Source organism: Nannocystis exedens, assembly GCF_002343915.1.
In the GTDB taxonomy this organism is placed as follows: domain Bacteria; phylum Myxococcota_A; class Polyangia; order Nannocystales; family Nannocystaceae; genus Nannocystis; species Nannocystis exedens.
In genome coordinates this window covers 7,641,665-7,664,793 of the sequence record NZ_NETK01000001.1, presented here as the reverse complement: position 1 = coordinate 7,664,793, position 23,129 = coordinate 7,641,665, and the positions used below count along the sequence as shown (strand labels likewise).

Below are 23,129 nucleotides of genomic sequence, written 5' to 3'. Positions count from 1 at the left end.
ATGCGTGATGACACCGTTCGAAGTGCTCCCGCACGGCGGGCTCGACCAATCGATCCTCATCCCGGTCCTGGTCGGGGTCTACGTCGCCCTGTTCTTCACCGAGACGTTCGGCTGGGTGTTCGTCGGCCTGGTCGTGCCGGGCTACCTGGCCTCGGTGCTGGCGCTGCAGCCGACCACCGCCGCGGTGATCGTGCTCGAGGCGATCGTCACCTACCTGCTGGCCCGCGGCCTCGCCTACGCGCTGGCGCCGACCGGGGTGTGGGCGCCGTTCTTCGGCCGTGACCGCTTCTTCGTGATCGTCCTCGCCAGCGTGCTGGTCCGTCAGCACGACCAGCTGTGGATCTTGCCGGCGCTGTCGTCGTGGCTCGAGCTGCAGCTCGGCACCGAGCTGCCGCCCGTGCGCGAGTTCTACAGCATCGGCCTGGTGCTGGTGCCGCTGACCGCGAACATGCTGTGGAAGCCCGGCCTCGTGCGCGGGCTCGGCCCGCTCGCGGTCGTCGTCGGCCTGACCTACGCGATCCTCGAGCTCGTCCTGCTGCCGCTGACCAACCTGTCGCTGTCGTCGTTCGAGCTGCTGTACGAGGACAGCGCGATCGACTTCCTCGGCCACGCGCGCGCTTACGTGCTGCTCTTGACCACCGCCACGCTGGCCGCCCGCTTCAACCTGCGGTTCGGCTGGGACTTCGGCGGGATCCTCGTGCCCGCGCTGCTCGGCCTGCTGTGGTTCACGCCGCTCGAGATGATGGTGACGCTGGCCGAGGCCTGCATCCTCTGGAGCATCACCAAGCTGCTGCTGCGCTACACCCCGCTGCGCCGCTACAACCTCGAGGGCCCGCGCAAGCTGGCGCTGGTGTTCACGCTCAGCGTGGTCCTCAAATGGTTGCTGTCGCTGATCGTCAGCGTGTCGATGCCCGGCATGCGCGCGCGCGAGCTGTTCGGGTTCGGCTACCTGCTGTCGACCCTGCTGGCGATCCGCATGCTGCCGAAGAAGGCGACGCGGCGCGTGCTGCTGCCGACGATCAGCACCGCGTTCGCCGGGTGGCTCATCGGCAGCGCGCTCGGCCTCGGCCTCGACGTCGCCGCGCCGGTGCCGACCCCCGTGCCCGCCTTCAACCCGCGCAACACCAGCGATCGCCTGCTGCGCAGCGAAGCGGGCGCGCTCGCGCTGGGCCACGTGCGCGCCGAACTCGCCCCGCCGCGCCTCGAAGCGCCGCCCGCGTCCGCGCTCATCGCCCACGCTGAGGCCTGGTCGGCGCTGGCCGCCTGGATCGCCGCGCCGACCGACGACGCGGCCGCGACCGCCCGTGACGCGGCCGCTCGCGCCGACCTCGGCATCCACGCGATGAGCGCTCCGACCGGTCTCTTCCACCATGTCTCTTACGCCATCTCACCGATCGAGCGCGGCGTCGTGCACACCAGCTGGCCCTCGGCGCTGGTGGTGCCCGGCGCCAGCGGGCCGGCGATCGTGGTCCCGCGGCCGGTCGCCGAGGCCCCGGCCGCCGAGGCCGCCGGCCCGCTGTGCGCCGCGCTGTCTTGCCGCCTGGTGCTGGTCGCCGGGCGCGATCAGGTGCCGGGCGTGATCGACACGACCTTCTCGGCCGCGCTGGCGCGCCTCGCCCCCGAAGGCGCGGTCGAGCTGCGGGCCGACTTCGACGCCCCGCCCGGCCGACCGCTCGTCCACCTCGAGGCCGCCGCGCCGATCGGCCTGCCCGCGCTGCAGCCGGCCAGCCCGCGCGGCGGCGCCGGCCTGCCGCCGATGGCCCTCGCCGAGGGCGCCCCGCCGCTGCTGCTCGGCGCCCCGTGGGGCGAGGGCCGCCGCGCCGTCGTGCGCATGCACCCCGAGACGATGCGCGCCAGCCTGCTGCGCGACGCCCCCGAGATCCGCAGCGCCCCCGCGCTGATGCCGTGGCTCGCCGAGCAGGTGCGGGCGTGGAGCGAGCGGCCGGACAGCGGCCTGGCCGCGCCGTCGGTCGCCGAGCTGACCTTCCTCGAGCGCCACGTCGCCGAGCCGCTGATCCACGGCTTCACCGAGGACCGCGCGCTCGCGGCCCGCTTCGCCCGCCTCGTCGACGCCGAGGTGTGGCAGCTGCGCGACTGCGGCTCGCGCCGGCCCTGCCGCGCCCTCGTGGCCAACGGCGAGATCCTGGTCCTCGGGACAGGTCCGTCCAAGCTCGTGATCGAGGCGATCCGCGTGCCCGAGGAGGCCGGCACCTGGCGCCTGGCCGCCGAGCTGTTCAGCGCCACCAGCGGGCGCGCGCTGCTGATCGCCATCAGCCGCTCGGGCGCCGGCACGTCGGCGTTCACCCCGGCGCAGGCGCTGCACCAGGCGCTGTCGGCCGACGAGGCCGGGGCCCCGCGCACGATCGTGCAGGTCCGCGGCCTCGGGGCCCGCCCCGGCGCGCCCGCCGACGCGCTGGCGATCGGCCGCCCGCGCGCCGGCGTCGGCGAGCTGCCGCCTGTCCTTTCGGACATGCTGACGATGTCCGGCCCGCTGTCGTTCGTGCCGCGCTGGCGCCTGCTCGAGGACGCCCCCGAGCTGGCCGCGCTGGTCGGCGTGCGCGACGCGCTGATGGCCTTCTCGGCCGCCTTCACCGCCGACGCCGCCGCGATCCTGTGGTTCCCGCCGGCGCTGCGCCGGGTCTACGCGCTCGGCGACCCCTGCCTCGACCTCCGCCGGCTGTCGGCGCTCGACCTGGTGCCGACCGGCCGCTCGTGCGCGGCGTGGGTCCGCGACGAGGCGGCCCTGGCCCTCGGCGGCGCCGCGCCCGGCGTCGTCGATGTCCGGGCGGTCATGTCCAAAGGGACAGCCAAGGAGGAGCCGCCGGCGCGCAAGTCGGGCCGGGCCGCCGCCGAGGCGCGCGAGGCCGAGGCGCGCGGCAAGCCGGCCGCCGCCGCCGTCCCCGCCCCGGCGGCCGACTTCATGACCGCGCTGGCGCAGGTCGAGGCCTACGCCGAGTCGAACAACCTCCACTGGCTGCGGCTGGTGCTGGCCGAGCCGGGCCTGCGGCTGCAGGCCGGCCTCGGGCGGACCACCGGGCGCGGCTTCCTGGCGCTGTGCGAGACCGGGGCCGACCGCCGCTGCGCGCTCGTCTGGCTCGGCCCGGCGCTGCCCGGCCGCACCGTCGTCCCGAGCAAGATCCGCGCGGTCGGCCCCGCGCTGTGGCGGCGCAACCGGACCCTCCTGGTCGACGGGGAGGAGCGGTGATGCTGCAGCCCGACGCTTCCCTGTGGCGCCGCGGCGCGACGCTCGGCAGCCGCCGGTTCGCCTTGCCGACCCTCGTCGCGCTGCTCAGCGCCGTGGTCCTGGCCACGCGCGGGCCGGCCGCGGTCGAGAACGAGGCCGCCGACGACATGCTGACCGCGACCAGCGAGCGCATGATCGCCTACGTCCTGACCCCCGAGCACGGGCCGCGCTTCCGCCTGCCCGGGGGGCCCGAGCTGGTCCGCGTCAGCGCCCACCTGGTGCTGCCGAGCAACCAGACCTACGTGCCGACCCGCCGCTACGCGTTCGGCATCGAGGCGACCCTGCGCGCGCCCGACGGCGAGATCCTGTGGCGCCGCCAGCTGTCCGATCGGACAGACCAGACCAAGGCCGGCCACAGCGAGGGCGGGTGGATCTACGAGGCCGCGTTCGCCGCCGACCACCGCTACGAGCTGTCCGACAGCGCCGGCCTCGAGCTGGCGCTGCCGAGCTGCCCGCCCGGCTCGACGCTCGAGCTGCGGCTGTCCGAAGAGACGGGTATCCTCGGCAGCGACGGCAACAAGATCGTCGTCCCGTTCACCAACCCGAGCGCGCTGGTCCGCGTCCACCGGCGCGTCGACCTCGGGCTGGCCGGCGAGAGCCTGCGGCGCAGCGCCACCCAGGCCGCGCTCGGCAAGGCCCGCCTGGCCGCCGCCACCTTCCTCCCGTGGCACGCGCTGCGCGAGGCCCACCGCGCCCACGCCGAGGCCGAGGCGTGGGAGCGCATGCCCGCCGAGGGCCGGGCCGGCGTCGACTACCGGGGCGAGAGCGTCTACGTGGCCGCCGGGCCGCCGCCCGCGCCGCCGCCGCCCGAGCCGCCCGCGCTGGCGATCGCGCCGGGCCAGGCCGCGGTGGTCCACCTGCTCGGGCCGGGCACCGCGACCGTGCGCACGCGCGGGACCGCGACTGTCTCGACGGACATGCCCCAAGAGATAGCCGTGCGCACGCGCTGGCTCGGCCCGTTCCCGGCCGGTCCGGAGCCCGCGCCGCCGGCCCCGCCGGTGTCGCTGCTGTCGATCCCGATCACCGACGCCTGGCAGGAGCAGGCGATCCCGCTGACCGCCGGCTGGACGGCGATCGAGCTGTCGACCGCCGTCGGCGCGGCCGACGTCCAGGTGGTCGCCAGCGACGGGGCCCGCCACCCGACGTCCGAAGAGGCCGGCCACGAGGCCGCGCGCGAGTCGACCTTCGCCGCCCTGCGCCTGCCCGCCGAGACCGAGCGCAGCGGCTGCGCCGGCGCCCGCCTGACCTACCGCGCCGCCTGCACGCTGGCGATCCCGCCGCCGCCGCCGTCGGCGCTGATCCCCGTCGACCTGCGGACCCTGCCGCTCTACCGGATCGGCCCCGACGTCGCCCCGCTGTCGTTCAACCTGACTGGCCCGAAGGACATCTACACCCGGACCCTGCGCTTCGACGTCCGCTCGCTCGGCGCCGTCGCCCCGGTCCGCCTCGGCCTCGAGTTCCTCGACGCCCGCGGCCGCGTGATCGCCGTCGAGGAGCTGCTGGCCGAGCCGACCGGCCTGTCGCTGTTCGAGCGGGCGCGCCCGCCGTCGTCGTTCTTCGCCGAGTCCGTCGGCGGCAGCGACGAGGACGACGCCCAGGTCCCCTCGCTGATGCCCGCGCTCGGCCTCCCCCTGGCCGAGCGCCCGGTCAGCGAGCCGGTCTCGCTGCGCCTCCTCGCCCCGCCCGAGGCCGTGCGCCTGCAGCTGACCGGCGGCTCGCCCGCGCTGCTCGACGTCCGCACCGTGCTGCCGCCGCCGGCGGACGAGGTCGGCGGCTCGCCGTGGGTCTGGCCTTACGACCAGGTGGTCGTCGACGACGAGCGCTGGCGCTACGCCCCGCGCCGGCGCGACCGGTGGTTCCCGCTGCGCTCCGAGGACCACGCGCTGCGGCGGGCGGCCGGCCAGGTGATGCCCCTGCAGGCGCAGATCCGCCGCGAGTACGAGCCGCCGCGCCAGACCAGCGAGGGCCCGTGGATCACCGCGCGCCCGCGCGGCGGGGCCCAGCGGCTCGACATCCTCGAGCTGGTGCCGCCGTCGCGCCGCGACGAGGCCATCGCCAGCTGGGGCCCGGGCGACGTCTCGGTGCTGCGCCCGAACGTCGTCGAGAAGATCGACCTCCGCCGCGGCTTCGACCGCCCGACACGCATGCGCTACCACGCCATCGGCGCCGGCGTGCGCGCGCTCGGCCAGGACATCGCCCTGCGGATCAACGACGTCGACGACGACTGGCTGATCACCGCCCGCGCCGAGTCCCGCCGGATCGCCCGGCCCAAGGGCGGGCTCGTGTCCCTCATGTGGTCGTCAGGACCGGAGCCCGTGCGCATCCTCGTCAACCGACCGACCCTCTCGGGCGCGCCGATCTACACCGCGCGCCAGATCTACCGCCTCGCCGACAACGCGCTGACGGTCGACGTGCCCAAGCGCGCCGGCGCCGTCGAGGCGCTGCACGTCGTCGTCTACTGGCTCGAGGGGGCGCCGACCACCGCGACGTCGCTGCGGGTGGCGATCGACGGCGGCGCGCCCAAGCGCCACTCCGCCCGCGGGGTCAACGTGTCGCAGGCCGAGCTCTCGGTCGCCCTGATCCCCGACTCGGGCGCCGAATTGCTGCGGACCGACCGCGACACCCCCGTCCGCGCCCACCGGACCACCTTCACCATCCGCCTCGGCGACGACCTCTCGCCCGGCCGCCACACCGTCACCTTCACCCGCGACAGCGGCGCCCCCGTGTGGCTGCGGCTGTTCCGCGAGGCCCCGAAGAGCGGCACCGCCGCCCCCGACCTCGAGCTCGGCCATGACGACTGAATTCTTCTCGATACGCAACATGTTCTCCGGAACATGGCTGAAAGGGCATGTTTTCGAGGACAGCGCGGTGCCCCCGGCGCCCGCGGTCGACCCCTCCGGGCCGGACGAGCCCGCGACGGCGGCTCCCTGTCCCGGGGGCCAGGTCACCCGCCCGCCCGCACTTTCGCCCGCCTCCTCGGGCCCGTTCCCCCGCCCGCCCGCGGCCTCGCCCGCCTCCTCGGGCCCGTTCCCCCGCCCGCCCGCGGCCTCGCCCGCCTCCTCGGGCCCGTTCCCCCGCCCGCCCGCGGTCCCCGCCTATCCCTCGGGCCAGGTCGCTCGCTTGTCCGGCCCCGCCTATCCCTCGGGCCAGGTCGCTCGCTTGTCCGGCCCCGCCTGTCCCTCGAGCCCTATCGCTCGCCCGCCCGCCGTCCCCGCCTGTCCCTCGGGGCAGGTCGCGCGCCCCTCCGTCGTCCTCTATCCCCAGGACCATGCCGCGCGTCCGCCGGAGCCCCCCGGCGGTCGCCCGAGCCCGGCCCCTCGCCCGCCTGCGGTCCCCACCTGTCCCCCCGGACAGGCCCCTCGCCCGGCGGCCGTCATCTATCCCGCCGGCCAGGTCCCGCGCCCACCAGCCGCCCCCGCCTATCCCGCTGCGCAGGCCGATCGCTCGCCCGCCGCCTCCGAAGGCCCCTCGGGCCGGCCCGCTCGCCTCGAGGTCCCCGCATGTCCCCCGGGACAGGTCGCTCGCTCGACCGCCCCCGCGGCGCAGGTCGCGAGCCCACCAGCCGTCCTCTATCCCGCGACCCCGACCTCATTATCATCAGCATCCACCTGCCCCTCGGGACAGGTCGCCCCCTCGCCCGCAGCCGCGCGCGTCGACGGCCCTCCCGAGCGCGAGCCCGCGTCCGGCCCCCCGCCCCGCTCGCAGCGCTGGCGCGTCCGCTGGGCCGCCCTGCTCGCGCTGTCGGCCGGCTGCCAGGGCCGCGCCTGCGACTGCGCCGACCCTCAGGCCGACGACGTCTCCCGCTACGCCGCCCGCGCCGGCACGACTGCCCGTTCGGACATGCCCCCCTGGGCAGGTCCCGAAGACCAGCCGGCCTCGGCCGCGCTGACCGGCGGGCGCCCGCGGCCGCCGGCCCAGCCGCTCGACGCCTTCACCATGATCGACCCGACCGAGCTCCGACACCGGCTGTGGACCGAGCCGCCGCCGCCGTTCTACGTCCCGCCGACCGCCGAGCGGACGGCCGCCTTCGAGGCGCTGATGCGCGGCCTCTTGGCCGCGCCGACGCCCGAGCCCGAGGCCCTCGGCGAGCTGGCGTGGGCGGCCGGCTACGAGGTCCACGCCTGGTACGTCTCCGGCCAGCGGCTGCTCGCCGCCGTCGAGCCGCGGACGCAGCAGACCGGCGGCGGGGCCTACCTCGTGCGCGTCGCCGACGACGCCGCCGCGGCCGCCGAGCGCCCGGTGATCTTGCAGGCCCCGCACGCCTTCCACGACCTCGGGACCGAGCGGATCGCCCTCGCCCTGGCCCTGCGCGGCGACGGCTGGCCGCGGGCCCTGTTCGTCAACACCGTCCACCGCTACCTCGACACCGACGGCCAGCGCCGCGAACGCGACGCCGCCCCGGCCGACCCCTGCCACAACCCGCAGCACTTGTTCTCGATCGCCACCGCCGCCGCGCTCGACGTCATGCCGCGCGCCGAGGTCGTGCAGCTCCACGGCTTCAGCGAGGACGACGACCCCCTCGGCCCCGCCGCGGTCGTCAGCGCCGGCGACCGCGTCGCCGCCACCGCGCGCACCCGCGAGGTCGCCCAGCGCCTGCGCGGCGCCCTCGGCATCGAGGTCGCGGTGTTCCCCGACGATCGCACGCGCCTCGGCGCCACCAGCAACGCGCAGGGCCGGCTCGTCCGCGCCCGCGGCGGCGTCGCCCGCTTCGTCCACCTCGAGCTGTCGCACGAGCTGCGCCGGCGGATCCAGCGCGACGCGCGAGCGCTCGCCAACCTGGCGGAGGCGCTCCGCCCCGACCTCCGCGACCCCGACGAGATCCTCGGCCTCGGCCCGCCCGAGCGCCCGCTCTGACCTGTCCTTCGAGGCATCTCCACTCCGCCTGCACACCCGCGTCGCTCTGGGCCCCTCCCCTCCAGGAGCACCACCGTGTCCACCCCCCTCCGCATCGCCTCGTGGCTCCTCGCCGCCGTCGCGCTGATCCCCCACGGCGCCAGCGCCCGCCCCGGCCGCGCCGCCGCGCCGCTCTCCGACCCGGCCGTGCGCGCCGCCGTCGAGTGGCGCCCGGTCGAGGTCGTGCCGGTGGCGCTGACCGACCCGGCGCCGTGGACCGCGACGCCGCCCCCCGAGGCGGCGAAGGCCACCAGCGTCGTCGTCGGTCCCGCGAGCGGCGCGGTCATCCGGCTCGGCTCGCTCGCGGTCCTGCAGGTCCGCGCCGAGCCGGTCCGCGGCGCCGGCCGGCCCGCCCCGCTGAAGTTCTGGCGCCGCTCGGGCGCGGCGGCGGACGGCCGCGCCGCCGTGCTCGAGCCGGCGCTCGAGGTGGCCCCGGGGACATGGCTCTTGGAGCATCCTCCGGGCGGCGCCGGCGACTGGCTGGTCAGCGCCGCCGAGCCGACGCGGATCACCGCCCTGGCCCCCGTGCCGCGCACCGGCGAGCTGATCTGGGAGCACGTGATCGGCGCGGCGCTCGAGTGGATCGAGCGCGGCGGCCCGCCGCCGCCGCTGCCCGACCTGCCGGCCTTCGCCGACCTGCGCCGCGAGCTGCTCGCCGACGCCGCCGTCGCCGCGGCCCTGCGCAAGAGTGACCCGAAGGACATGTCCCTCCAGGCAGCCGTGAAGGCCTGGCGCGGCGCCGCCGCGGTCCAGCGGATCACCGCCATGCGCCCGCCCGGCCGCCCGACCTTCGCGCTCGAGACGGCCCCCCGCCCGCTGCCCGGCGCGGCCGCGGTCGACCTCGACGGCCGCCCGTTCCAGCGCACCGCCGGCGGCCGCAGCTGGGACCTGCGGATGACCGGGCCCGGGGTCGCGTGGATCTCCGCCAGACTCTTGGGACAGGACCCGAAGGCCAGCATCTCCGTCCACGCCGGTGGCCGCCGGCTCGCCCGGGAGCGCCTCGCCCCCGAGACGCCGTGCCCGCCGGACGCCGCCGAGTGCCGCGTCGGCGGCCCGGAGCGCGACCTGGCGATCCCGCTGGCCCCCGGCGAGCACACCTACCGCCTGCGCGTCGACGGCGACGCGGCGCTGCTGCAGGTCCGCGTCGGCCAGACGCTCGAGCGGTTCGCCACCACCCTGCGCCGCGAGGGCGCCGACGACCTGCTCCGCGCCGGCCGCCGCGCCCTGGCCCGCACGCGCTCGCCCCGGGCCGCGCTGGTCGACGCTCTGCTGGCGCAGATCGAGGGCCGCCCGCCGCCGGCGACCCGGCGCCCGACCTCCCCGCCGCTGGCGCTGACCTTCGACTGGCTGCAGGCGCAGCAGGACGGCCTCGCGCCGGCCCGCCGCCGCCAGCTCGCCTGGTCCTTGGCCCGCACCGCCGACGCCGTCAAGGACCGCGAGCTGGCCGCCCGCGGCCGCGCCGCCGGCATCGAGCTGCTCGAAGGGACAGACGACGCCGGCCTCGCCCGCCGCCTGCTCGGCCCGCGCCCGAGCGAGGCCCCGGCGCGGGCCCTGGCGGCCGCCGCCCGCCTGCTCGACGGCCCGCCGCTGCCGCTGGCCAGCCCGATGCTGGCCCTGTTCGAGCGGGCCCGCCGGCTCGACCCCTACGACGCCGACCTGCGCGCGGCCTACCGCGACCACTGGCAGGCGACGCGCTGGTCGCTGCTGCTGCCGAGCCACGAGGGGCCGCCGCCGCTCGTGTGGATCGAGCGCCTGCCGCCCGACCCGGCGCGGGCGCCGACCAGCGCGTCGCTGTGGACATGGCCGAACGGACATGCCCAAACGGTCATGGCTCCGACGCTGCCCGAGGCCCCCGAGCGGCCGGCGCTGCTGCGGCTGTACGCCCGCACCGACGCCAGCCTGACGGTGACGGTCGACGACGAGCGCTGGCGGACCCTGCCGCTCGCGCAGCTCGAGCTGCTCGAGCTGGCGCTGCCGGCCGGGCCGCACGCGCTCACCGTCGCCGGGGCGAGCGGCAGCGAGGTGTGGTCCTCGCTCGCGCCGACGCCCCCGCGGGCGCCCGACGCCCGCCTGCTCCGGCTGTGGCGCGCCGACGCCGAGCAGCCCGCCCGCTTCGTCCTCCCCGGCGAGCCGGCCCACGCCCGCGTCGACATCCGCGCCCTCGCCAGCGAGACCCCGACCCGCGTCGAGCTCACCGTCAAGACCGACACCGGCCTGCGCCGGCAGTTCAGCGTCGAGCTGCGCCCCGTCGACGCCACCGCGATCCCGCTCGACGGCAGCCCCCGCGTCGGCCCGCCGACCAGCGTCCTCATCCCCCTCGACCTCCGCGCCCGCGCCCTCGAGGTCCTCGTAACCGAGGGCGGCCCCGCCGTCGCCGTGTCCGCCGCCGTCCGCGCCCCCGGCCTGCGCGAGCCGCTGGCGGGCGATCCTCCAAAGAGTCCTGCAGGACATGTTCGTTCGGACACGTCCGAGAGTCCCGAAGGACATGCCCCCCAGGACACCTCGCCGGCCGCCGCCGGCGCCCTCGCGGCGGAGGACGACCCGCTCGCCGCCGAGGACCGCGCGACCGGCGACACCCCCGCGGACAGCCTCACACGACCCACCTCCGCCCCGGCCGCCGCCTCTGTCCCCGCGGACAGCCAGGCCCAGTTCGCCCCCGCTCCTGTCCCCGCCGCCGGCCAGCCCGGCCCCGCCCCGATCGACGAAAAACCTGTCCCCGAGGACAGCCGCCGCCCCGAGCCCCCGCTCGCCGCGCTCGAGCGGGCCAGCCGCGGCCTGCTCGAGCGCCCGCACGATCCCGAGCTGCTCATCGCCCGCGCCGGCGCCCTGCTCGACCTCGACCAGCGGCCCTACGCCCTGTCCGACTGGGCCCAGGTCGCCGCCCACCCGCTGCCGCCCGCCCTGCAGCCGCGCGCGCTCGCCCTCGGCCGGCGCATCGAGGCCCTCGGCGCCCCCAGCCACATCGACGTCACCACCGACGTGCCCGTCCTCGTCGCCCCCGCGCTCGCGGCCGCCGGTCTCGACGACCTCGCCCTCGCTCGCCTGGCCCCCGCGGCCGCCCGCGCCCGCGAGGCCGGGCCCGCCGCCGGCCTCGCCGTCCTCGACGAGCTGGTCGCGACCGGCCCCGCGACCCCCGCCGTCGTCGGCGCCGGGGTCCTCGGCGCGCCGGCCCCGGGCGACATGTCCGCAAAGACATCCTCACCGCCGACCCCGGCCTCGGGAGCGCCTGACCCGAAAGCCATGTCGGCCGGCTCCACCGCCTCGCCTGCCCCGAAAGCCATGTCGGCCGGCTCCGCCGCCTCGCCTGCCGGGAACGACATCGCCCCGCGCACGCCCTCCCGCGCCGCCGACCCGGCCCCCGTGGGCAGCCCCGGCGGCTCGCCCGGCTCGCGGTCGCAGCGCCCCGGCGCACCTGCCCCGAAGGCCCTGTCCCTCAAGACACCTGCGCGCCCGGCCGCCGATCCGGCCGAGCTGGCGCTGCGCGCCGCCCTGCTCGACGCCGCCGCGCGCCCGGCCGAGGCCTTCCGCGCCTGGCACCGCGTCTACGCCGCCACCGAGCGCTGGCAGGTCGGCCTCGCCGGCGTCAAGAGCGCGCTCGCGGCGCTCGACGAGCCGACCACCAGCCCCGAGGGCGCCGGTCTCGCCTACGGCCTGGCCCTGCGCGTCCGCCCTGCGATCCGCACCCCCTGGCTCGACCGCCTGACCAACATCGCCGGCGAGCGCAGCCGCTGGTCGCACCTGATCCTCAGCGAAGAGCGCGGCAGCCGCGAGCACCGCGACCTGCCGAAGCAGCCCGCGCCCGCCACCATCAACGCCGACGCGCGCGCCGCCTTGCTCGCCGCCCCGTTCCCGACCAAGGGCGCCCTCATGCTGCGCCCCGGCGTGCCCGTGCTGATCGACCTCGCCCGCGGCCACGACGCCCTCGGCTTCCAGCTGTGGTGCCGCGAGGTCCGCCCCGAGCTCGGCGGCGTCGCGCCCACCGTGCGCTTCTGGATGGGCGAGGAGCTGCTGCACACCCAGCCCGTCGCCGCCGACACGCTCACCCTCGCCGAGTTCGCGGTACCCGCCCGCGACGCCGTCACCCTCGAGCTCGACGACGGCAGCCACGCCCACCTGTGCCTGGCCCGCCTGCGCCGCCCCGAGGCCCGTCAGGTCGCCCGCACCGACCGCTGGCACGTCGCCCGCCCGGGTCGCCCGGTCGAGTTCATCGTCCTCGGCCCCACCACCGTCCAGGTCGAGGTCCACGGCCGGCCCGCCTCCGACGTCAGCGTCGCCGTCGCCCGCGGCAGCGAGCCGTACGGCCCCGCCCGTTCCCTCGGCAGTCTTTCGGGACATGTCCCATCGGGCCTGTCCAAAAGGACCAAAGACGACCTCGCCGCGCACCCGCCGGTGCAGGTCCTGACCCTGGCCGACTCCGGCCCGCTGCGCATGCGCCTGGCCCCCGGCGTCGGCCCCGCGCTCGTGCGCGTCCACCAGCGCCTCGACGCCGAGCCCGCGGCGGCCCCGCCGCGGCCGCCGCGACGGCACTCGGCCCGCCTGCCCCAAGAGCCAGCCCCGCCCGCTCCCGTCCCGCACCCGCCGCTCGCCGTGCCGCCGACCGACCGCCGCGTGCAGAAGTTCGGCACCCCGTACGTCGACCTCCACCTCGGCACCGACGACCTCGAGGACAGCGACGACCTGCGCCCGCGCGCCTCGGGCATCGTCCGCCTCGGCTGGGCCCGCGAGCTGCTGGCGCGGCGGCTGTGGATCGAGGTCAATCCGGAGCTGCGCCCGCGCGAGGACACCGCGCTGGTCGCCGGCGGCCGCCTCAGCTTCCAGGCCTTCTTCCCGCGCGCCGGCCTGCGCGCGTGGGTCAGCGCCGCCGGCCTGGTCCAGACCGAGCACCAGGTCCAGCCGTGGAGCCTGCGCGGCGAGGGCCGCATCGACCGCCCGACCTGGCTCGCCCCGCGCCTGCAGCTCCTCCCCGGCCTCGACCTCGCCTACCGCTACCAGTCGCTGGACAGCAGGAACGCCTTCCCGCGCGGCGAGCTGCACCCGCGCGTGTACCAGTGGTACGTCGAGGATCATCCGCTGGTGTTCCGGCCGACCCTCGACCTGCGGGTGGTCGCCTGGCAGGACGCGCGCGTGGTCGTCGGCGCCGACATGATGCCGAACAGCGACTTCCGCAGCGTCGACCAGGTCAGCATGCACGCCGGCATCGCCGGCGCCCTCGCCCTCTACGGCCGCGTCGTCCCCGAGTTCGCGCTCGACTACGAGGCCTCGCTCCGCCTCAAGGACCCCGACCGCGACAAGACCTACCTGCGCAGCCGGCTCCTCGCCGGCCTCGGCGTCGGCTTCTGGCTGACCGACGGCGTCCGCCTCGCCTTCGGCGTGCGCAACAACCTCTACCTCTCCGCCCTCTACCCGGCGCGCAACGGCCTCGACTTGTGGCTGCGCCTCGACCTGCCCCTCGGTCGTGGCCTGCGCGACTTCGGCCCGCTCGAGATGCCCTTCCGCGCCGCCCGCGAGCACCGCATGTGGCGCCAGGAGCCGACACCATGACCGCCATCATCGACGCGATCACCGAGGCCATCCTCCGCCCCCTCGACCCCCTGACCGCGCGTCTGCGGGCGCGTGCGGCCGCCGCCCTGGCGGCCCGCCTGGCGGCCAGCGCCGACGTCCCGCCCGAGCTGCGGCCCGACCTGTTCGAGCTCGCCGGCCTGCGCCGCGCCCCCGCGCGCCGCGCCCTCGTCGCTGAACATGCCCTCAAGGACATTGTCCCGCGGACATGTCTGTGCATCACCGTGCTGCGCCGCGAGCACGCGCTGCTGCAGTCGCGCGAGGCCGAGCTGGTGGCCGCGGCGCTGGCGGCCAAGGACCCGAGCACCCAGCAGGCGGTGCTGGCCGCGGCGATCCGCCGCCACGCCCGCGGCTGGCGCGAGCGCCAGGCCGACCTGCGCGCGCTCGGCCGCTGGCTCGACCACGACGCCCTGCGCGAGCGCCTGGCCGCCGAGCAGGCCCTGCTCGAGGAGCAGGTCGAGCTCGCCGTGCGCCTGGTCGGCGCCGCCTCGGCCGAGGTCGCCTACGAGGAGCGCGCCGAGGTCTTCCCCTGTCTGATCAGCCAGCTCACCTGGCTGCCGCGCTTCACCCTGCGCCTGGCCTGCCTCGAGGCCCTGTCGGCGCTCCTCGACCGCCTCGCCGAGGCCGGCCAGGCCCACGAGCTCGACCTCGACCTCGACCTCCGCCTCGCCACCGCCGCCCGCGGCCGCGCCGGCGACTCCGCCGAGCACCCGTGGGTCCAGGCCGCCGCCCTCGCCCTGCTCGACCGCGTCTCGCTCGACGCCCCCGAGGGCTCGCGCTTCGCCATCCCCCAGCTGCGCCTGCGCGCCGGGGCCCGCCGCGAGCACCGCGGCTACGCCCCCACCGCCGAGGCGCTCGAGCTGGCCGAGGCGCGCCTGATCTCCCCGCGCGGCGGCCCGCGCGACTTCCTCGTCCGCGCGCTCGTGGTCGAGTTCCTGGCCCGCCGCGCCGCCCGCGGCCGCGACCCGATCCGCTGCGTCGACATCCTGTTCAACGCCGTCGACGACGCCAGCGAGCACGTGCGGATCTCCCTGTGCGCCGCCGCCGTCGAGGTCCGCCCGATCGACCCGCGCGGCGCCGCCCTGCTGACGATCCTCGCCAGCGACGGCAGCGCCCGCGTGCGCGCCGCGGCGGTCCGCGGCCTGCTGCGCGGCCCGACCGACGCCCCCGCCCTCGCCACCATCCTCGCCGACGAGAGCTCCCCGCTGGTCCTGCGGGTCGCCTGCGCCGAGATCGTCAAGATGTCCGAAGGGACATGGCACGCCGACTCGGGCAACTTCGTCCAGCTCAGCGCCGTGCTGGCGCGGATCGCCACCCGCGACGACCACCCGCCGGTCGTCCACGAGGCCGCCGCCGCCGCCCTGCAGGCGATCGACAGCGCCCTCGACCCGGCCCGCCGGGTCTGGACCGGCGTGTTCGCCGAGGCCCTGGCCCGCACCCCGCCCGGCAAGGCCGCTCGCGTGTCGCTGCGGCGGCCCGACCTGCCGCCGCCCGGCGACGCCGCCTGGCTCGGACGGATCCTCGCCGCCCTCACCCGCGAGGACTGGGGCATCGACGCCCATGTCCGCAAGGACAGCATCCTCCTGCGCCGCGGCGACCGCTGGGGCGCCCGCCTGTGGCGCCTGTGGCACGAGCTGCGCCACCCCGGCCCGAACAAGCGCCAGGGCTTCTCGCACGTCCGCGGCCGGATCCTCCGCGGCGACCTGCGGGCCCACTCCGGCCGCCTGCACGAGGTCGTCGCCACCGAGGTCCCCGGCGAGCGCGTCCACAGCGAGCGCGAGGGCGGCTGGGGCCGTCACCTCCCGCTGGTCGACGACATCCTCGGCCTGCCGGTGCTGCGCCCGCGGGTCGTCCGCGTCGTCAGCAGCCAGGGCACCACCGAGCTGCGCTGGCACCGGCCGCTGTGGCAGCGGATCGCCGCCCACCTGCGCCTCAGCCTCCGCTACGCCCAGCTCGCCGAGCTGCGGCGCCAGGCCCTCGACGCCCAGGAGCCGGCCGCCCGCGCCGCCTACGCCCGCGTCCTCCGCGAGCAGTACGGCGTCGAGCTCTACTTCGTGCCCCACCCGGCCCCCTGCGCCTCGCTCGCCCGCACCGCCCCGTCGCAGCTCTTGCAGCTGTTCGGCGCCAGCGAGGCCCGCGGCGAGCCGGTCTACACCAGCGTCGACATCCCCGTGACCCAGTCGGTGCGGCTCACCGCCGAGGTCGCGCGCGCCGTCTCCGCCCCGCAGCCGGCCGCCGCCTCGGCGATGACCGGCCTCGGCGCGCTGCTCGTCGGCGTCCCGCTCGAGCTGCCCGACCTCGGCGAACCTGTCCTCGCGGACATCTTCACCCTGAGCGGCAGCAGCCAGACCGCGCTCGCCTACTTCCTCGCCGCCCTGGCCGCGATGCTGTTCGTCGGCACCTACCTGCGCACCCGCGCGATCGCCCGCGACCGCGCCGCCATCCCGCTCGTCATCGGCGGCTGGGGCACCCGCGGCAAGTCGGGCACCGAGCGGCTCAAGGCCGGCCTGTTCCACGGCCTCGGCTACCGCGTGTTCGCCAAGACCACCGGCTGCGAGGCCATGTTCATCCACGCCGCCCCGCGCGGCCAGGCGATGGAGATCTACACCTTCCGCCCCTACGGCAAGGCGACGATCTGGGAGCAGCGCACCCTGCTCAACCTGGCCGCGAAGACCGGCAGCGACGTGTTCCTGTGGGAGTGCATGGCGCTGAACCCGGCCTACGTGGAGATCTTGCAGCACCACTGGATGCGCGACGACGCGGCGACGATCACCAACTGCTACCCCGACCACGAGGACATCCAGGGCCCGGCGGGCATGGACGTGGCCGAGGTCATCTCCCGCTTCGTGCCGACCGGCGCGCGCACCGTCACCAGCGAGATCAACTTCCTGCCGGTCCTGCGCGAGGCCGCGGGCCGCCGCGGCAGCGACCTCGACGCCGTCGACGAGTTCGCCGGCGACCTGCTGCCGGCCGACCTGCTCGCGCTCATCCCCTACGACGAACACCCGCGCAACGTCGCCCTGGTCGCCCGCCTGGCCGAACACCTCGGCCTCGACCGCACCCTGGCGATCGCCACCATGGCCGAGCACGTCGTCCCCGACCTCGGCGTGCTCAAGCGCTACGGCCCCGCCCGCGTCGCCGGCCGCACGCTCGAGTTCATCAACGGCTGCTCGGCCAACGAGCGCGCCGGCTTCCTGTCCAACTGGCGCCGCACCGGCTGCGACCGCCTCGACCTCGAGAAGGAGCCCGACCGCTACGTCATCACCGTCGTCAACAACCGCGAGGACCGGGTCGCCCGCTCGCAGGTGTTCGCCCGCCTGCTGGTCGAGGACGTCGCCGCCGACCGCCACGTCCTGATCGGCACCAACACCCAGGGCCTGGTCGGCTACATCCGCGAGGCCCTCGAGGGCTTCCTCGCCGCCCAGGAGATCGTGTCGCGCGACGACCTGTCCGACGGGCCAGCCGGCCGCGCGCGCGCCCACCAGCGCCTCGTCCGCCTGCTCGCGCGCGTGCGCCCGATCGCGCCCGAGGCCCTGCCCGGCCAGCTCGTGATCTACGGCCACGGCGCCGGCCGCTCGTTGGCCGGCGTGCGCGACGAGATCGCCCGCCGCTGCGCGCCGTACCTCGGCGAAGACCCGCGCGCCAGCATCCACCTCGGCGAGGTGCTCGCGGTGGTGCGCAACGAGCTGAGCCCGTGGCTGGTCGGCCTGGTCGAGTCGGCGGATGTCCTCGAGGACAGCGACCCGCCCGAGTGCGTGCGCCTGGCCAGCCCGCAGGAGGTCGCGGACCACTTCCTCCGCCAGCTCGCGCGCACGGCCGTGTGCGTGCGCCTCAAGGCCCGCGTCGAGGCGGCCTTCGCCGAGGGCGGCGGCATGCCGCCCGGCCTCGTCCACGCCGCCGTGCGCGACGCCTATCGCCTCTTGTTCATGGACCTCATCGACGTCGTCGTCGACCCGCTGACCACCGGCGACCAGGTCATCCTCCGCTGCGCCCTCGCCGTCCCGCCCGGCGTGCGCGCGATCCTCATGGGCACCCAGAACATCAAGGGCACCGGCCTCGACTTCGTCTACCGCTGGACCGCCCTCGACGTCGCCCAGCAGAACCTCGCCGCCCTCGCCAGCCCCGAGCCCGAGATCCGCCGTCAGGCCCTGCAGCGGCTCGCCCAGCCCGCCGACCCCGGCCTCATCGACTCGGGCCTGGTCGCGGCCCAGCTCGAGCAGCGGATCGCCTACGACGGCGAGGGCGAGCTGCAGAGCTTCGCCGCCGGCCGCGCCCGCGCCCTCCACCAGACCCGCGTCTCCGACCTGAGCGCCGGCCCCGCACGCGGCAGTCGCCACGACAAGTGGCTCGGCTGGCTCGAGAGCTGCGTCGAATTCCTCGACGGCGCCCGCCGCTACTACATCGCCCGCCAGGTGATGCGCGACCTGGTCAGCCTCCGCATCAGCCACGCCCGCGCCGCCGCCGTGATGCGCGACCTCGACAGCCGCGCCAAGGGCGGCTGGCTGATCCGCGGCCTCCGCCAGCGCAGCGGCGCCCCGTGATTGTTGGGCGCAGGGTCGACCTGTTACCCTCGCCGCACCCGTGCCGTCGCCCCTCCGCCTCACCCACGTCAGCCTGCACCGCTTCAAGGCGGCTTACGCGCTGGAGGGCGTGCCGCTGCGGCCGTTCAACGTCGTCATCGGCCGCAACGGCGCCGGCAAGAGCACCTTGCTCGAGGGGCTGCAATGGATCGACGCCGCGATTCGCGGCACCGTGAACACCGCCTGCGATCGCTACAACGGCGTCGCCGATCTCGTCAATCATCGCCACGCCAAGGGGGATCGGGGCTTCGAGCTGCACACCCGGCTCGAATCCGCCGAGGGGGCGTTCGCCGACCATCATTGCAACATTCGCGAAGTGTTCGAGGACATCGCCACGGTCGGCTCCGAACGGCTGCGAATCGGCTCGTCCGGGAGCGCGCCGAGCGAGGTCCTCTGGACCGAGGAGGGGGAGCAAGACGTCCGCTTCACCCCGCAGGGCAAGTTCGACCTCAGCGATCGTCTGGCGCTGTCGCGGATCGACGAACTGGTCGTCGATCCCGGCCTGCCCCTCACCGGCTCGGACATCGCCGGGTTCTGGAAGAACGCCGTGTTTCTGCGCCTCGAGCCCACCGACCTCGCGCAGGGGAGCACGCTTCGCCGGCCGTCGCTGGCCCCGCTCCTCGACGAGCGCGGCGCCATGCTGCCCGCCTTGATCGAGGAGCTGGACGATGACGGTCGCCAGGACCTCGTCGACATGCTGCACTCCGTCCTCCCCGATTTCCGCGAGGTCGAGGTCTTCCGCGCGGGCGACAGCCGCAGCGGCAACTACGCTTTGAGAGAAGACATCATCGACCGCGGCGCCGCCGGCAAGAAGACCTTCAAAATCCCCTCCTGGATGCTCTCCGAGGGCACCCGGCGCATGACCGCGATCTTCGCCCTGCTCGCCCACCGCCCCGGACCGAGCCTCCTCTGCATCGAGGAGGTCGAGAACGGCCTCGATCCGATCTCCGTCCGCAAGGTCCTCGGGTACCTCAAGGAGGCCAGCCTGCGCGGGGTGCAAGTCATCGTCACCACGCATTCGCCGTGGCTGCTCGACGACGTCGACGTGGACGACGTCCTGGTCGTGCGCCGCGCCCTGGGTGACACCACCTACACCCGCCTCGCCGACGATCCTGCCAGTCAGCGGTCCGACCCACGCGTCCGTCCGGGCGGGCGCTACATCGATCTGCTCGAGTTCTAGAAAAGAGCCGTCATGCGCATCGCGCTCTTCGTCGAGGGCAGCGCCCCTCTCGGCAGCAAGGACCACTGCAGCAGGCTCTGGAACGGCACTCTCCTCCCCGCTCTCGGCCGTGCCCCCGTCGACCTCGTCGTCCCGATCGGCAAGGACGCCATCTCGCGGCTCCGTGGCCTGCGCACCAGCACCTCGGCGCCCGGCCTCGACGCGAAGATCCAGGCACTGGCCGCGCGAGAGAAGCTCGATCCCGGCGCCGACGCGCTCGTGATCGCCTGGGACCTCGAGCCGATCGACAGGCAGCAGCGGCGGTGCGCCTGGGACGAGAAGCTCGGCCTCTATCGCGGGCTCGCCGAGTCTCCGCTGTTGCAGGGTTCGGGCTGGGCGAGAGATGCACGCCGACGCGCCGACGCGCTCGAGCGATTCCGTGGCCGGGCGCCTCGCGGCCTGAATCACAGTCGAGTCGTTCCCGGCTCGGTCCTCGCCCTGTGCATGGAGCCGATGTTCGAGGCCCTGCTGGCCCGTGACGGCCGGGCCGTGCGTCGCGCCCTCGGCCTCGACGCGGACCCTCCTGGTTGGCCCACGGGATGGGGTCGAGCCGACCTCCGCGATCCCAGCGCCGAGCTCCTCGAACCGGCGATCGCCGCGTTACGCCGCCTCCGTCCGCGTCCACCCGTCCGGCGACACATTCACGAGACCTGGGCCAACGCCAAGGACGAATGGGGCGAGTACATCCTGCGGCAGCTGTTCACCGACGCTCCGCGAGCCGCCGAGCTGCGTGAGCACCCGATCGCGCGCAGGCTGGCCCATCTGCTGCCGCCGGCCTCGTGAGGCCGTTCCTCGCGTGCGAGCGAGCCTCTATCCACTATCCACCGTCGACGGTCGGCCTCTCCTCGTCCCGTCGTCAGGTCGAGTGACTCTCGCTCGCCCTTACCGAAGATCGGCCGCGCGATTTTCACCCATCCTTCTCCAGATCCCCGCCCCACGCCCTCTGCAGCCCAGCGTGACGGAACCCGCCCCGGCTGGGGACCACTCCCCCCGGAGGTAGACCCCCATGTCTTTTCCCGCCCGGCTCTCCGCCCTCACCGTGCTCGCCCTCGTCGGCTGCATCCCGTCGATCGTCGTCGGCGACGCGCCCCAGGACACCGACGATGCCACCACATCGTCCCCCGACACCGGCACGGGTAGCACCGGACCGACGAGCTCCACCGGCGAGCTCCCGACCACCACCCTTTCGACCGGTTTTTGCGGCGACGGCCAGCACGATCCCGGCGAAACCTGCGACGACGGCAACGACGAGCCCAACGACGGCTGCGACAACGCCTGTGCGCGCAGCGGACGGATCGAGTGGACCCTCGAGCCGGACGGCGCCGACGTCGTCGTCGACCTCGTCGTCGGCGCGGCGGGGCAGATCGTCATCAGCGGCCTTTCGGGCCAGCAAACCTTCTTGCTCGCGCTCTCGCCCGACGGCGTCGAGCAGTGGCGCGTCCCGATGGACGACGGCAAGCTCGCCGTCCACGCCGACGGCCGGATCTTCCTCGGCACCGGGTCCGGCGAGCTCCACGCCCTGTCGCCCACCGGCGCGGAGCTGTGGACCGTCGAGCCGGCCGGCCAGGCGTCCTTCTTCGGGCTCGCGGCCGCGGGCGACCACCTCTACGCGGGCCTCAACGGCCAGTTCGACGACGATCCCAGCCAGCGGATCGTCGTCCGCAAGCACCCGCTCCAGCAAGGCGCCGCGCTGTGGGAGGCGGCCAGCGAGCTGCACAGCGTCGGCGAAGACCTCGTCGTCCTCGGCGATCGCGTGGCCGTCGTCGGCCGCGCGCACGTCCAGGGAGTCGAGGGCGATCAATCCCTCCTCGCCGTCATCCACGAAGGAGGCGGCTGGCTCCCGGCCGAGCTCGCCGGCACCCCCGCGCACGCCAGCGCGGTCGCGGCCTCGCCGAGCGGTGGCGACCTCGTGCTCGCCGGGTTCGGCTCCGACCCCGAGCTCCTGCTCCAGCGCCGCGGGGCCGACCTCGGCGAGCTGTGGAGCGTCACCGGCACCGGCACCTTCTCCACCACGCACCTCGCCGCCGGCCCCGACGAGCGGCTCGCCCTCATCGGTTTCGACGCGGGCGACAATCCCAGCAGCGTCGTCCGCCTCTATGACGGCAGCGGCGCCTTGCAGTGGACCTCCGTGTTCGCCCTCACCAACCCCGACCTGTTCGACCTCCCCGTCGCCGGCGCCTTCGGCCCCGATTTCCTGGTCGTCGCCGGCCAGGTCCTGGACGAGGTCGAGGACACCACCCACGCGCGCATGTGGGTCCGCCGCCTCGCCCTCGATTGACGCGAGCGACGATGCAGCGCACGCCAGCCCCACCGCCGGCTTCGACGAGCGGATCGTCCTCACCGGCTTCGACGAGGTCGACAATCACGGCAGCGTCGTCCGCCTCTATGACGGCAGCGGCGCCCTGCAAGGGACCCCGGGGTTCGCCGGCCCCGACCACGACCTCGCCGTCCTCGCCGGCTTCGGCCTCGAGTCCCTGGTCGTCGCCGGCTACCTGTCGATGGATTTCGCGGAGAGCATTCACGGGCGGCATGTAGGTCCGCCGCTTCCTCCTCGATGGAAGGCACAGCGTCCGGAGCGCCGCGAAGCGCCGACTGTTATCATTACTTGCGCCGGCCGAAATCGCGGACTCAGCCGTCCCGGGGCCGCACGGGTGCCCTGGCGGGCCCCCTGACGGGCTGAACCGTGGCGACGGACCGACATTCTCCCCGCGCCCCGATCGCCACACAGCGCCCGGCGCGGGGGGTAGAACGACGTTCTACAGCGAGACGGGCGTTGTGCCGTGGTTCGCGGAATGTGCGCAGTCCCACGATTCAGCGCCGATCACGCAACCGCTCGGACACCTGTCCAGCGGCAAATCGCGCGCGGATTGGCCCAGGCCTGGAGCCCCCAAGTTGACCCAGAAGCGCTTCAAACACCGGTTTCGCCGCGCTCTCCAAAAACCCTCGACATTCCGGGGAGTGGGCGGGTTCGGCCCTCTGATGATTTTTACGTTGCTCGTCGTGCGGGCCTGGATCAGCCAAGGTGCATGCAGCCCCGCAACAAGACCCTCTACATGCTCTCCTTCGTGTTCGCCGCGGCCTGCTCGCGCACGTCTCCGGACACCAGTTCGCCGGAGCCGGTCGTGGAACCCTCGCCGGCCGCGACCGCGCCGGCCCACCGCAACACCGCGGACGACGAGATCTTCGGCGTCCTCGACGTGATCAACGACGAGGCGATCGCCCACGGCGAGTACATGAAGAAGTGGGCCAAGACGCAGAAGGTCAAGGAGTTCGCGGCGATGATGATCAACGACCACGAGTTCGTGCGCGAGCGCGCAAAGAAGGTCCGCGACGCCCTCGACCTCAGGGCCACCAGCAGCCGGCTCGCCAGCGACATCCAGCAGGATTCGCGGCAGAAGCTCGACACCATGGGCAAGATCGAGAAGGGTGACGAGCTCGACAAGGCCTACATCGACATTCAGGTCGACGTGCATGCCACCTGGCTGTCCGCGCTCGACAACAAGATGATCCCCTTCGCCCAGACCGACGAGCTGCGCGACGAGCTCGAAGAGGTGCGCAAGATCGTCGAGAGCCATTACAACCTCGCCCTCGACATGCGCACCAACCTCAAGACGGAAAAGAAGTGACGGCCAGG

At 75.2% G+C, this 23,129-nt stretch carries 9 protein-coding genes; all 9 read left to right on the top strand.

Translation table 11 applies throughout. From position 1 onward, the window contains the following. Positions 1 to 7: 7 nt before the first annotated feature. Positions 8 to 3,205 carry a poly-gamma-glutamate biosynthesis protein PgsC/CapC gene (locus NAEX_RS30125; RefSeq protein WP_143825652.1) on the top strand — a complete coding sequence of 1,066 codons (3,198 nt, stop codon included), beginning with the start codon at positions 8 to 10 and terminating at the stop codon, positions 3,203 to 3,205. Then, positions 3,205 to 6,045 carry a hypothetical protein gene (locus tag NAEX_RS30120; RefSeq protein ID WP_096330928.1) on the top strand — a complete coding sequence of 947 codons (2,841 nt, stop codon included), beginning with the start codon at positions 3,205 to 3,207 and terminating at the stop codon, positions 6,043 to 6,045. The genes NAEX_RS30125 and NAEX_RS30120 overlap by 1 nt, the downstream gene beginning before the upstream one ends. Before the next feature lie 1,039 nt (positions 6,046 to 7,084). After that, positions 7,085 to 8,098, top strand: coding sequence for a hypothetical protein (locus NAEX_RS30115; protein ID WP_096330927.1), 1,014 nt, complete (start codon positions 7,085 to 7,087; stop codon positions 8,096 to 8,098). Between the two features lie 75 nt (positions 8,099 to 8,173). Beyond that, positions 8,174 to 13,678: a hypothetical protein gene (locus tag NAEX_RS30110; protein ID WP_096330926.1), complete on the top strand. Its 5,505-nt coding sequence runs from the start codon at positions 8,174 to 8,176 to the stop codon at positions 13,676 to 13,678. Further along, the gene (locus tag NAEX_RS30105) at positions 13,675 to 18,237 is read left to right on the top strand and encodes a hypothetical protein (RefSeq protein WP_143141094.1); all 4,563 of its coding nucleotides are present in this window, start codon (positions 13,675 to 13,677) and stop codon (positions 18,235 to 18,237) included. The genes NAEX_RS30110 and NAEX_RS30105 overlap by 4 nt, the downstream gene beginning before the upstream one ends. A 40-nt stretch (positions 18,238 to 18,277) precedes the next feature. Next, the gene (locus NAEX_RS30100; protein WP_096330924.1) at positions 18,278 to 19,456 is read left to right on the top strand and encodes an AAA family ATPase; all 1,179 of its coding nucleotides are present in this window, start codon (positions 18,278 to 18,280) and stop codon (positions 19,454 to 19,456) included. 12 nt (positions 19,457 to 19,468) lie between these two features. Continuing rightward, a complete protein-coding gene (locus NAEX_RS30095; RefSeq protein WP_096330923.1) occupies positions 19,469 to 20,278 on the top strand; it encodes a hypothetical protein in 810 nt (269 codons plus the stop codon). 223 nt (positions 20,279 to 20,501) lie between these two features. Beyond that, the gene (locus NAEX_RS30090; protein ID WP_096330922.1) at positions 20,502 to 21,773 is read left to right on the top strand and encodes an outer membrane protein assembly factor BamB family protein; all 1,272 of its coding nucleotides are present in this window, start codon (positions 20,502 to 20,504) and stop codon (positions 21,771 to 21,773) included. Positions 21,774 to 22,521: 748 nt separating this feature from the next. After that, positions 22,522 to 23,121: a DUF4142 domain-containing protein gene (locus NAEX_RS30085; protein WP_170136112.1), complete on the top strand. Its 600-nt coding sequence runs from the start codon at positions 22,522 to 22,524 to the stop codon at positions 23,119 to 23,121. Positions 23,122 to 23,129 lie beyond the last annotated feature (8 nt).